The 12,567-nt window shown below is 56.9% G+C and carries 13 protein-coding genes; 11 read left to right on the forward strand and 2 right to left on the reverse strand.

The window, feature by feature from the left end; genetic code table 11:
• A partial coding sequence (locus tag EST62_RS10055; RefSeq protein WP_129051953.1) for an alpha/beta fold hydrolase occupies positions 1–237 on the reverse strand: 237 nt, incomplete at its 3' end.
• Positions 238–372: 135 nt separating this feature from the next.
• Between EST62_RS10055 and EST62_RS13675 the strand changes: the two genes are divergently transcribed.
• From EST62_RS13675 to EST62_RS10110, 11 genes are all read left to right on the forward strand, one after another.
• Positions 373–642: a hypothetical protein gene (locus EST62_RS13675; RefSeq protein ID WP_209019432.1), complete on the forward strand. Its 270-nt coding sequence runs from the start codon at positions 373–375 to the stop codon at positions 640–642.
• Between the two features lie 57 nt (positions 643–699).
• Complete coding sequence (locus EST62_RS10065; protein ID WP_209019433.1) at positions 700–2,634, forward strand: site-specific DNA-methyltransferase; 1,935 nt, start codon at positions 700–702, stop codon at positions 2,632–2,634.
• A gap of 9 nt (positions 2,635–2,643) precedes the next feature.
• Positions 2,644–3,693: a YhcG family protein gene (locus tag EST62_RS10070; protein WP_129051954.1), complete on the forward strand. Its 1,050-nt coding sequence runs from the start codon at positions 2,644–2,646 to the stop codon at positions 3,691–3,693.
• Entirely contained in the window at positions 3,690–6,671 is a 2,982-nt protein-coding gene (locus EST62_RS10075) for a type III restriction-modification system endonuclease (protein ID WP_129051955.1), read from the forward strand. Before EST62_RS10070 ends, EST62_RS10075 begins: the two co-directional genes overlap by 4 nt.
• A 45-nt stretch (positions 6,672–6,716) precedes the next feature.
• Entirely contained in the window at positions 6,717–7,205 is a 489-nt protein-coding gene (locus EST62_RS13520) for a hypothetical protein (protein WP_167599298.1), read from the forward strand.
• 13 nt (positions 7,206–7,218) lie between these two features.
• Positions 7,219–7,545 (forward strand): TfoX/Sxy family protein, encoded by a 327-nt coding sequence (locus EST62_RS10085; protein WP_129051956.1) that lies wholly within the window; start codon positions 7,219–7,221, stop codon positions 7,543–7,545.
• Positions 7,546–7,657: 112 nt separating this feature from the next.
• The gene (locus EST62_RS10090; RefSeq protein ID WP_129051957.1) at positions 7,658–9,607 is read left to right on the forward strand and encodes an SWIM zinc finger domain-containing protein; all 1,950 of its coding nucleotides are present in this window, start codon (positions 7,658–7,660) and stop codon (positions 9,605–9,607) included.
• A gap of 78 nt (positions 9,608–9,685) precedes the next feature.
• A complete protein-coding gene (locus tag EST62_RS10095) occupies positions 9,686–10,204 on the forward strand; it encodes a DinB family protein (protein WP_129051958.1) in 519 nt (172 codons plus the stop codon).
• Positions 10,205–10,256: 52 nt separating this feature from the next.
• Positions 10,257–10,508, forward strand: a complete 252-nt coding sequence (locus EST62_RS10100; protein WP_129051959.1) for a type II toxin-antitoxin system HicA family toxin — start codon at positions 10,257–10,259, stop codon at positions 10,506–10,508.
• 2 nt (positions 10,509–10,510) lie between these two features.
• Positions 10,511–10,828, forward strand: a complete 318-nt coding sequence (locus tag EST62_RS10105) for a type II toxin-antitoxin system HicB family antitoxin (RefSeq protein WP_209019434.1) — start codon at positions 10,511–10,513, stop codon at positions 10,826–10,828.
• A 121-nt stretch (positions 10,829–10,949) separates the two neighbouring features.
• A complete protein-coding gene (locus EST62_RS10110; protein WP_129051960.1) occupies positions 10,950–11,720 on the forward strand; it encodes an arylamine N-acetyltransferase in 771 nt (256 codons plus the stop codon).
• Positions 11,721–11,924: 204 nt separating this feature from the next.
• Here the strand turns inward: EST62_RS10110 and EST62_RS10115 are convergent, their stop codons facing one another.
• On the reverse strand, positions 11,925–12,503 hold the full coding sequence (locus EST62_RS10115) for a rhodanese-like domain-containing protein (RefSeq protein ID WP_129051961.1): 579 nt from the start codon (positions 12,501–12,503) through the stop codon (positions 11,925–11,927).
• Positions 12,504–12,567: the final 64 nt, after the last annotated feature.

The raw sequence follows: 12,567 nt of genomic DNA on the forward strand, positions 1-12,567 counted from the left end.
AACTTCGCCCGCCAGCGCCTCGACCGTGCGCATGAAAAATCCGTCCGCCTCTCCGTCCGCCGGAATCGCCGCTTCGCCATGCCCCGGCAGATCGACCAAGACGCTGCAAAAGCGTCCGTCGAGTTTGCGGGCGAACGGCAGCCAGTCGCTTCCCGATCCGAGAAATCCGTGCAGAAACACGATCTTCGGCAACGCCGGATCGCCGACGGTGGCGAGGTGGAGGGGGATGGTTGTCATGGTGAATCAAGCGTTCGTTGTCGATGTGGCTGTGCGAGCAATATAGCCAGCGAGCCGTTCACTATGCGTTTGCGACTTATGTGCTAATAGTGGAAATTGAATGCCTTGGCGGGTTCATCACCCCCCTCCGGCTCGATGAGCTGCACTGCAACATCAGAAGTATCAAAAAAACGAATGGCTCTCAGGAAATCCGATCTCTATTCCACCCTCTGGCAGAGCTGCGACGCCTTGCGCGGGGGCATGACGTATTTTCGGAGCAATGGTGGAGCTGAAATGCGGCGCAACCTTGTCTGGTTTGGGTATATTAAAGGCATTTTCATGATCGACGCCCGTGCGGGCTGCATGGCGAGTTCGTCCCTCTGCGCCGTGCGCGGCAAAAGAGAAGCAGATTCCCCGGCAGGTTGAGCTGAACCCGGAACCAAGGCGGGTTGAAGCGCAGCCGGCAACAGTAAAACAACAATTATGACCGGACACGAAGAGTCGCCCATCAAGTTGTTCACCGCAGATGATCCCGAAGCCCGATCAGCCGATTTGCTGGCGGGCAATATCGAGCAGTTGAAGAGCCTTTTTCCTGAAGCGTTCACCGAAGGCAAAATCGATTTCGAGGTGCTCCGCCAGCTTCTCGGCGGCACGGTGGAGGAGCGGGAGGAGAAGTACGGCCTCAACTGGCACGGCAAGCGGAAAGCCCGTCAGCTTGCGCTTACCCCGTCAACCGGAACCCTGCGTCCCTGCCCGGAGGAGAGCGTCGAGTGGGACAGTACGCAGCATCTGATGATCGAGGGCGACAACCTCGAAGTGCTCAAGCTGTTGCAGAAGAGCTACTCCGGCAAGGTGAAGCTTATTTACATCGACCCGCCATACAACACCGGCAAGGATTTCGTCTATCCCGACAACTTTCGGGACAACATCGAAAACTACCTCGAACTCACCGGCCAGGTTGAGGGAGGTCGGAAGATCAGCAGCAACACCGAAGCCAGCGGACGCTTTCACACCGACTGGCTGAACATGATGTATCCGAGATTGAAGCTGGCAAGGAATTTGTTGCGGGATGACGGAGTGATTCTGGTTTCTTCAGACGAGATGGAGGCTGACAACTTAAAAAATATTTGTGATGATATTTTCGGTTTCGAGAACTTTGTCGAGCGAATTGTTTGGAAAAATAAGTACGGCTCCGGTGCTCTCACAAAGGGGTTCGCAAATGTTCATGAGTATATAATTGTTTATTCAAAGGAGCCAATTCAGGATATATCGGCACCACTTGATGATGAGCAGCGAGCGGCTTACCGTCTCCAGGATGAAAAATTTGAATATAGAGGAGGGTATTTAACGCAGCCATTAGCAACGACAAGCAAAGATCCTCGTCCTAATCTGGTTTATCCAATCTTTTATAATGGTCAAGAAATCTGGCCTGAAAAACAATGGGTTTGGGCAAAAGAAAGGTTTGAAGAAGCATACAAAAATAATGAGATAGTAATCAATGAGTCTGAGGGTAAGTTTAGCGTTAGAACCAAGCAGTATCTTCGCGATGAAAATGGGATAGAACGTTTAGGAAAGCCGTTATCCATCATGAATGGACCGTTCAACCAGGAAGGTACTCGAGATATCGCGACACTATTTCCAGAAAAAATATTTTCATTTCCGAAACCTATGGCGCTTCTGAAATACTTTGTGGCGCTCATTTTTAATGGTGATAAGTCCAAAGAAGGTATTTATCTCGATTTTTTTGCTGGTTCCGGCACAACAGGTCATGCAGTGATGGCGCAGAACGCTATCGATGGAGGTACTCGCCGATATATTCTCGTCCAGCTTCCAGAACCACTTGATCCAGAGAACAAAGACCAGAAAGTTGCTGCCAATTTTTGTGATCAACATGGCAAACCGCGAACCATCGCCGAAATCACCAAAGAGCGTCTTCGTCGTGCTGCGAAAAAGATCAAAGAGGAGAATCCACGCTTTCATGGCGACCTCGGTTTCCGCGTCTTCAAGCTGGATTCAAGCAACATCCGCACCTGGGAGCCGGACCCTCACGATCTCGAAGCATCGCTTTTCAACTCCATCGAACACCTGAAGGCGGATCGCAGCGAGGCGGATATTCTCTATGAGCTGCTGCTCAAACTCGGTCTTGACCTCTGTGTTCCTGTCGAGAAAAGGACATTTGCAGGTAAAGCGGTTCACTCCGTCGGCGGTGGCGTGCTGCTTGTCTGCCTTGCCACGCTTGTCACTCGTGAAGAGGTCGAGCCTCTGGCGCAAGGCATCGTAGCCTGGCACGGCGAGCTTGCGCCTGCGCGTGACACCACCTGCGTGTTCCGCGACAGCGCCTTTGCCGATGACGTTGCCAAAACGAACCTTGCCGCCATTCTCCAGCAGCACGGCCTTGAAATTATCCGGAGCCTGTGAGGTGAACCAATGGCAAATCTGATACCGAACACGCCGCCCTTATCGGGCTTGTTGAATGCCTTGCGGGAACTGATTCAGCAAGGTCGGCAACAGGCTTTGCGAGCCGTGGACAGGGTGCAGGTGCAAACCTGCTGGGAGATTGGCCGCCATATCGTCGAGTTCGAGCAGGGTGGCCAGGCCCGTGCGGCATACGGCAAAAAGCTGCTGCCACGACTGGCGGAATCGCTGACCCGTGAATTTGGCAAGGGGTTCGATGATCGTAACCTGCGCAACATGCGTGCGTTTTATCAGGTATTCCCGATTTGGCACTCAGTGCGTACCGAATTGAGCTGGACGCACTATCGGGCGCTGCTGCGAGTCAGCAACAAGGAGGCCCGTGAGTGGTACGTACACGAAGCCGCCTCGCAGAACTGGAGCGCCCGCGCGCTGGATCGGCAGATTGGCACGTTGTACTATGAGCGATTGCTGCTCAGCGGCGACAAAGCCGGCGTGGCTGCCGAGGCCGACGCCAACATCTCAGCACTGCAACAAACACCGCGGGAGTTCGTGCGCGACCCCGTGATGCTCGAATTCCTGGGGCTGCCCGGCACGGGCAAGCTGCTGGAGTCGAAGCTGGAGCAGGCGCTGATGGACAAGCTTCAGGCGTTTCTGCTTGAACTGGGCAAGGGGTTCGCTTTCGTCGCCCGTCAGCAACGCATCAGCACTGAGACGCAGGACTTTTACATCGATCTTGTGTTTTACAACTATCTGCTCAAGTGCTTCGTGCTGATCGACCTGAAGACCGGCAAGCTCACGCATCAGGACATCGGGCAGATGGACATGTATGTGCGTATGTACGACGACCTTAAACGTGGCGAAGGCGACAACCCGACGGTCGGTATTCTGCTCTGTGAGCATAAGGATCACTCCGTCGTTCGCTACTCCGTTCTGCATGAGAGCGCACAACTGTTTGCGACCAGGTACAGGCTGGTGCTGCCGTCGGAAGAGGAGCTTCGCGCGGAGATCGAGCGTGAACGCGATGCCATCGAGGCCGCGCAGGCCATGGAGGATAAAGCATGAAGCTGCACTTTGAACCCAACCTCGACTATCAGCTTCAGGCGGTTGAAGCGGTTTGCGACCTCTTTCGCGGCCAGGAGATTTGCCGCACGGAATTCACCGTGACCATGCCGACGACGAAAGCCATGCAGATTCCTGGCATGGAGAGTGACCTCGGTATTGGCAACCGGCTGACCTTGCTCGACGATGAGCTGCTCAAAAGCCTGCACGACATTCAGCTCCGCAACGGCCTGCCGCCATCTGGCAGTCTCGCCTCCGGTGACTTTACCGTAGAGATGGAGACCGGAACGGGCAAGACCTATGTTTATCTGCGCACCATTTTTGAACTCAACAAGCGCTACGGTTTTACCAAGTTCGTGATAGTCGTTCCGTCGGTGGCGATCAAGGAGGGCGTGTATAAAACCCTTCAGATTACCGAGGAGCACTTCAAGGGTCTCTATGCCGGAGTTCCGTTCGACTATTTCCTTTATGACTCTTCAAAACCGGGGCCTGTTCGCAATTTTGCCACCAGTTCGCAGATTCAGATCATGGTGGTGACGGTTGGCGCCATCAACAAAAAGGAGGTCAACAACCTCTACAAGGAGAGTGAAAAAACCGGAGGCGAGAAGCCGATTGACCTGATCAAATCGACCCGCCCAATTCTTGTTGTGGACGAACCGCAAAGCGTCGATGGCGGTCTGTCGGGAGCGGGAAAGAGTGCGCTCGATGCCATGAACCCGCTCTGTACCCTGCGTTACTCGGCTACGCATGTGGACAAGCACCAGATGGTCTATCGTCTCGATGCGGTTGATGCGCACGACAAGGGGCTGGTCAAGCAGATCGAGGTGGCCGCCGCAACGGTGGAAGCGGCGTTCAACAAACCCTACGTTCGTCTCCTGAAGGTCGAGAACAAGCGAGGCACGATTTCCGCGCTCGTTGAGCTGGACAAGCTGACGGCCTCCGGCGTCAAGCGAAAGGAGCTGGCCGTGCAGGATGGCGATAATCTCGAAATGGTAACAGGCCGGGCGATCTATGCCGATTGCGCCGTCGGTGAAATCCGCGTCGAAAAGGGCAGGGAGTTTATGGAGTTGCGCTTCCCCGGTGGCGAGCAGTTCCTGAAACCCGGTGAAGCTTACGGTGACGTCGATATTCTTGCCGTGCAGCGCCAGATGATTCGCCGCACCATCAGGGAGCACCTCGACAAAGAGCTGCGCCTGCGCCCCCAGGGCATCAAGGTGCTGTCGCTGTTTTTTATCGATGAGGTCGCCAGATACCGCTCGTACGACGCTGCCGGTAACCCGGTGAAGGGCGAGTATGCCCGCATTTTCGAGGAGGAGTACCGCCGGGCGGCACGGCTGCCCGATTACCAGACGCTTTTCGGCGAAGTTGACCTGACTCATGCCGCCGAACAGGTGCATAACGGCTATTTCTCGATAGACAAAAAAGGCGGCTGGAGCAATACCGCGGAGAACAACCAGGGGAACCGGGAAAGCGCTGAACGGGCCTACAGCCTGATTATGAAGGAGAAAGAAAAGCTGCTCTCTCTGGATACACCACTCAAATTCATCTTTTCCCACTCGGCGCTCAAGGAGGGGTGGGACAACCCCAACGTGTTCCAGATTTGCGCGTTGCGTGAAATGGGAACCGAGCGCGAACGCCGCCAGACGATAGGCCGTGGCCTGCGCCTTTGCGTCAACCAGCAGGGCCAGCGCCTGCGCGGATTTGCGGTCAACACCCTCACGGTCATTGCAACCGAGAGTTATGAGCAGTTTGCCGAGAACCTTCAGAAAGAGATTGAGCAGGAGACCGGTATCCGCTTTGGGATTGTGGAGGAGCACCAGTTCGCAGCTATTTCAGTTACCACTGCTGAAGGTGAGCCGGTTCCCCTTGGATTCGAGCAGTCGAAGGTGTTGTGGGAGCATCTGAAAGAGCAGAACTATATCGACAGCAACGGCAAGGTGCAGGAGTCGCTGAAGCGAGCGCTCAAGGAGGGAACTCTGGTTGTGCCAGAACCATTGACGGCACAGCTCGATCAGATTACTGCGGTGCTGAAAAAGCTCGCCGGACGGCTCGAAATCAGGAACGCCGATGAGCGGAGACAGGTACTCACCCGGCAGGCCGTACTGCACAGCCCGGAGTTCAAAGAGCTTTGGGAGCGAATCAAGCACAAAACAACCTATCGCTTGCAGTTCGACAATGAAAAGCTGGTGGAGAGCTGCATCAAGGCATTACAGCAGGCTCCGCCAATTTCGAAGACCCAAATGCAGTGGCACAAGGCGGATATTGTTATTGGCAAATCAGGCGTCGAAGCAACCGAACGAAGCGGAGCCGCAACGGTCGTGCTCGATGAAAACAATATCGAGCTGCCTGACCTGCTGACGGATTTGCAGGATCGCACCCGGCTTACCCGTCGAACCATCCATCGTATTTTGACGGCCTCCGGGCGGCTCAACGATTTCAAGCGCAACCCGCAACAGTTCATCGAGCTTGCCGCCGAAGCTATCAATCGATGCAAGCGCCTCGCCATTGTGGATGGCATAAAGTATCACCGGCTTGGCGACGAACATTTTTATGCCCAGGAGCTTTTTAAAGAAAAAGAGCTGACCGGTTATCTGAAGAACCTTATTCCGGTTCAGAAATCGGTCTATGAACAGGTGGTCTGTGACTCCGGCGTTGAAGCAACCTTTGCCGATCAGTTGGAGAAGAATCTGGCCGTCAAGGTCTATGCCAAGCTGCCGGGATGGTTCAGGATTCCCACGCCGCTCGACACCTACAATCCCGACTGGGCGGTACTTGTCGAACAGGATGGCGAGGAGCGGGTTTACTTTGTCGTCGAGACCAAAAGCGGCCTTTTCACCGACGATTTTGGCGACAAGGAGAGCGCGAAAATCGAGTGCGGCAAGGCTCACTTCAAGGCGATCGGTGTTGGCGAAACTCCGGCCCGCTACGTTGTCGCCCGGTCACTGGATGATGTGCTGAAAACCGCTTCCGTTCAACCTTGAGGATTATACGGGTCGAAGTATTTTTAATGTATTTTTCTTTTAGCTATGTCCACCACAGACGACTATCGTACCGGCAAAATTGTCGAGGGGATCAGAAAGGCCGAGATGGTGCTCGACAGCCGATCCGCATTGGCGGCTGGCGATCCTGCGTTCGAGCGTATCCGGGAGAAGGTCGTGGCGTTCAGGCCCGTTTGGATCACGGCGGAACAGGTGGCAGAGCTGATCCGGCAGGCGGAGATCGTCGCGGTTGGCGAGCGCGTTTGCCGGGCGCTGCATCCGGAGTCGCCGGTAACGCAGACGGTGTTTCTCGACGAGCTTGCCGAGGCGATGGCGGGCGTCGAAAAGGCGGAGATCGTCACGGCGGCGGAGGCTGAAAGGATCGTCAACCGGCAGTCGCGCCATCGCTTCATCGCCTCGATGGTGAGCGGAAAGTATCTTGAACTCTGCGCGGCCTGGCCGCCGGACTGCGTGTTCTGCAAGGCCGAACGCGCAGGTATCTGCTGCTTCGGAGAGCATCCAGACTTTCAAATCTGAAACGATTCATCCCATGTCCTCCGATCTGCCGTTTGTTGAATATGCGTGCGAGCAGATGAGCGGCGCGGGCGCGATCACCTTCCGCAAGATGTTCGGCGAGTATGCGGTGTACTGCGACGGCAAGGTGGTGGCGCTCGTGTGCGATAACCGGCTCTTCGTGAAGCCGACCGCCGCCGGGCGCGCCATCGCCGGGCAGCTCGCCGAAGCGCCGCCCTACCAGGGAGCGAAGCCGTATCTCCTTGTCGGCGAAGAACTTGACGACCGCGAGTGGCTCTCGAACCTCATCCGCGTGACCGGGCGCGAGTTGCCTCAGCCGAAGGAGCGGAAGAAGCGCCGGTGAGTGGCGCATCGAAAGCCAGCGCGTCCGGTCAAAAAGACGCATTGCCGAAAACTTTCGGCTTGTACCGCATCCCGGTTATCTTCAGATTTTCGGAGCACCGGGGCGTTCGATCATGCTCCGGCGTCGTTTCCTCTCAGGCAACCCTATCCCGCTTGACGCCATGCCATCGATCCACGCCTCGCTGAACGGTTTCACCGAAAAGGAAATTGCCGACTGGGCCGGGAGCACCATCTACGCTCGCGGCAAGAGTTACATTGACGACGTTACAGAACTTTCGCGCACCGAAGACGGGCGGCTCGCGGCATGGGTCTTTGGCAGCGACGAGTATGTGACGACGGTGAGGCGAGGCGGCAAGGGCGAGTTCGATTTCGCCTGCACCTGCCCGTACGACCACGGCGGCCCGTGCAAGCACGTTGTGGCGGTGCTGCTCGTGGCGCTCGCGCGGGCGAAGCGGGGCGAGGAGATTCCCGTACTCCAGCCGGACGACGAGCTGTATCTCGAATTGGCGGATTATCTCGATGGCGAGACCGATGACGACGAACCCGGCGACGAGCGCGGCGGGTCGGCGGCCTCATCGGTCGAGTCGATGCTTGCCGGAAAAAGCCGGGAGGAGCTTCTGGAGATCATGGCCGACGTCACGCGCAATTTTCCCGAAGTCACCCGGTGGCTTGGCGAACGGGAGCAACTGGCGACCGGCAAGATCGACCAGCTCATCCACGCCCTGCGCAAGGAGATTTTCGCCCTGACGGCCATCGACGCCTGGCCGGTTTACGGCGACTTTTTCGAGGATTCGCCCGATTACTCCGGCGTTCAGCAGCGCTTGCAAAATCTGCTCGACCGGGGTCACGCCGACGCGGTTTTCGGGCTGGGCGAGGAGCTGTGGAGCCGATGCGGTGGACAGCTTGAAAGCTTCGAGGACGACGGAATGATTGCCAGCGGCATCGCCGGATGTATGCAGGTTGTGCTGAAAGCGTTGCCCGACACGAAGCTGTCGCGGCTCGACCAGCTCGTCTGGCTCCATGACCGTTTGCGGGAAGATCAATTCGACCTGCTCGCCGGGGCCGACATGCTCATCGGCAGCAGGCGCTACGCCGTCGCGGACTGGCGCGAGCTTGCCGCAGCGCTCGAAGCGCGGTTGGCGAACATGCCGGTTTCCACGGGTGGCCGACGGGATGAACACTATCGCCGCCGCCACGTGGTCGATCAGTTGATCGATGTTTACCGACGCGGCGGGGAGGCGGAAAAAGTGATCCCGTTGCTGGAAAAAGAGGCGGATCCTTGCTTGTATCATGATGTGCTTGTCGAGCATCTGCTTGCCGCCGGAGTGGTCGAACGCGCCCGGTCGTGGTGCATCGAGGGGTACGGCAAAACGGTCGAACAGGCTCCGGGCATTGCCTCGATGTTGCAGCGGCACTTGCGGGAGCTGGCCGAAAAAGAGGGAAATCTGGCTCTCGTGGCGGCGTACCGGGCGCAGGATTTTTTCAGGTATCCCTCCGTGGGTGCGTTCAGCGAGTTGCGCGAAGCGTCGGAAAAGATCGATGCCTGGCCAGCCGTGCGCGAAGCGGCCCTCGGTTATCTGCGAACGGGGCGGCGTCCCGATGGTTCGGCAACCGGCGGCGCATGGCCGTTGCCGAAGCCGGAGGTCGGCTCAGCGGTGACGTCCGCCAAAACGGGACTCCGGTCGTTTCCGAAGCTCGCCGTGCTGATCGAAATCGCCATCCTCGAAGCGCGGCGCGATGACACGGTCGCCCTGTTCAAAGAGTTGTGCCAGACCGGAATGTGTGGGCGCGACATCAGCGAAAAGGTCGCCGAATCGGTCGCAACCAGCCACCCGGATATCGCCCTGAAGATATGGCGGATCACGGTCGATAACCTGATCGCCGAAGTCAAGACCAGCGCGTATGAGGAGGCGACGGGCTATTTGCGCAAGATGCGCTCGGTCTGGCGGCAAACGGATCGGCTGGAGGAGTGGAGCGCGCTCATCGCCGAACTGCGTACGCGCCACAAAGCCAAGCGAAACCTGATGTCGCTGCTGAAAAAGATGGAGCAAGATGGCGACTGATACCGCCCGGCATGGATTTGTGATCGCTCAAAGCATTCATTGAAAACACTTTACAGACGTTATCAAATTCGATTCCTTATGGACGCTCTTTCGTTGCTTCTCGATCAGTTCCGCCATATGGCCTGGGCGGATGCGCTGGTTTTTTCCACGATTTCCGGCAATCCGGTGGCGGCGGCGGATGACTGCATCCTCGACAAGCTGCGGCACTTGCACGCGGTGCAGAAGATTTTTCTTGACGTCTGGCTCGCTCGTCCGCTCGATCCGCGAGTGGCCGATGATCTCGATCTCCGCGCTCTCGGCGCGTTCGCGCGTGGCGTCCATCAGGAATCGATGCGCTTTCTCGAAGCGCTGACACCGGCGGAGCTGGAGCGCGTCGTCAATCTGCCGTGGTCGAAGACGGCGACCGCAAAGCTCGGCTTCGAGGTCGCCGCGCACACGCTTGCCGAAACGCTCGTGCAGGTTCCGCAGCACAGCGCCTACCATCGCGGGCAGGTCGCTGCACGGCTGCGCGAACTCGGCGTCGATCCGCCCATGACCGACTACATCGCCTGGGTCTGGCGTCACAAGCCGGATGCGGCGTGGCCGGAGTTTTTCTGAGTGGTGCAGGTTTGTCGTTGCAAAAACGGGTTTAGTATCGTAAAATGGTATCATGAACAATCGGCACCAAAAGATTCTCGACCAGATATTCCAGAACCCGGTACGGTCGGATATCGAATGGGCGGACATTGAAAGGCTGTTGCTGGCGCTTGGCGCCGAGTTGACAGAAGGAAGCGGCTCGCGTGTGCGGATTGTTCTCAATGGCGTCCGCGCGGTTTTTCACCGGCCACATCCCCGGAAAGAGACCGATAAAGGCGCATTACAATCGATAAGACGTTTTCTGCAAGAAGCCGGAGTGCGTTAACTATGCTGAAATACAAGGGATACAGTGGCTGCGTCGAGTATGATGACGAAGCCGGGATTTTTCATGGCGAGGTGCTTGATACCCGGGATGTCATCACGTTTCAGGGGACGACGGTCGAGGAGATCGAGCGTGCGTTCAGAGAGTCGATTGATGACTATCTCGATTTCTGCCGTGAACGGGGAGAGGAGCCGAACAAACCGTTTTCAGGAAAACTGGTGTTGCGGATGAGTCCTGAGCTGCATCACAAGGTGTTCGTCAAGGCGGTAAAGTCCGGCAAAAGCCTGAATAAATGGATTTCCGACACGCTCGAATCAGCGTGATCGACCGGTCGCGTACATCCGGCCAAAGCCATCGAAGACCTGTACGCCACCTTGACCACTGCCTGAACAGTACAGGGCAGGCTGCCATAATCAAAACCCACAAGCTCAACAGCGATTCTCGATGAAAGCCACAAACTTCGATCTTCAGTCATATCTCGCCCGTATCGGCTTCGAGGGCGATCCGTCGCCCGATTTCGACACGCTGAAGCGCCTGATGCGCCGCCAGCTCTTTTCGGTGCCGTTCGAGAATCTCGACGTGCAGGCGGGCAAGGTTCCCTCGCTCGCGCCCGAAGCGATCTGCGCCAAGATCGTCGAGCGGAGGCGCGGTGGCTACTGCTACGAGGTGAACGGCCTCTTCGCGATGGCGCTCGAAGCGCTCGGCATTCCGTACCGGCTGGTGGCGGCGCGTCCGATGACCTACGCCGTCCGGCGTCCGAAAACCCACGTGGCGATCATCGCCGCCATCGATGGCGCGGAGTGGCTCTGCGACCTCGGCTTCGGGAGTTTCGGCATCCGCGAGCCGATCGATCTCCGCTGGCTCGACCGGGAGTTGAAGCAGGATTTCGACACCTTCCGTCTGACGATGGCGTCGGAGCGCGATTACCAGTTGCAGTCGAAGGTCGATGGCGAGTGGAAAAAGCTCTACGAGTTCAACCTCTGCCCGCAGGAGTTTGTGGACTTCGAGCCAGCCAACTGGCTCAACGCGACCCATCCCGATACAATTTTCACGCAGGGGCTGATCGTCGTCTTGCAGCATCCATCGGGCAAGCTGGTGCTGAGCGGCGAGCGCTTCAGGAATTTTTCGGAAGGGCGGGTGGAGGAGAAGATCGTCAATCCGGAAGAGGTCGGGGAGCTGTTGCGGGGGAGGTTTTTGCTGGATGGCGACCGGTGATAGTTATTAATCCGGCCATTAAAATTGTCAAACAATTGCCCCGGACTTCAGTCCGGGGTTTATGGATAAAACATAATAAATCAGGGCTTTAGCCCAATTTCTTTTTTTAGGAATGATTGCGATTTATTGTGGACGGAGTAATATCCAGTCAGCCCTTTCCGGAGGCATCGTCAGCGCGACGCCTCCGGCGAGCGGCGTAAAATCTTACTTCGGCAGGTATGCTTTCTGCTTGTCGAGCTTGTAGCTCCAGGGCAGGCCGGAGTTTTGCCACCCGTTGACTTCGCGGCGGCCCTCCTTGTTTTTGTCGCCCTCGAAGCCGTCGTAAACCGAATAGACGTTGGTGTAACCGGCTTTGGTCAACAGGTCGGCGGCTGAGGCGCTGCGTCCGCCGGAGCGGCACATCAGGATGACCGGATCGGATTTGCCCAGACCTTTGGCGGTCATGGCATCGTCAACCTTTCGGGTGAAATCGGGGTTGACGTTCATCTTGTAGTGGTTTTTCTTGTCGTCCCAGGCCGAGAAGTCGTCAAGCTCGTAAGGAATGTTCAGACTGACCTGATCGGCGATGCCGACATACACGATTTCGGCAGGAGTGCGCACATCGACGAAGAGTGCCTTGCCGGGATTTTTGACGACCATCTCATAAGCGTCCTGGGCCGAAAGATATTTGCCGGCAGTGGTTTGCTTGCTTTTCGGCAGTGCGCCGACATCGAACGACGCAGCCTGGAGCAGGCTTGTCGAAACCAGAAGGAAAGCGACGACGAGGGAGACGATTTTTTTCATGTGAGCTGTTTTTGTTTGTTTGGTAACAGCGTTAATATATCCGGATGGCCGGGTTTTTACAAGA

It is taken from the genome of Chlorobaculum sp. 24CR, from assembly GCF_004118635.1.
Lineage (GTDB): Bacteria > Bacteroidota > Chlorobiia > Chlorobiales > Chlorobiaceae > Chlorobaculum.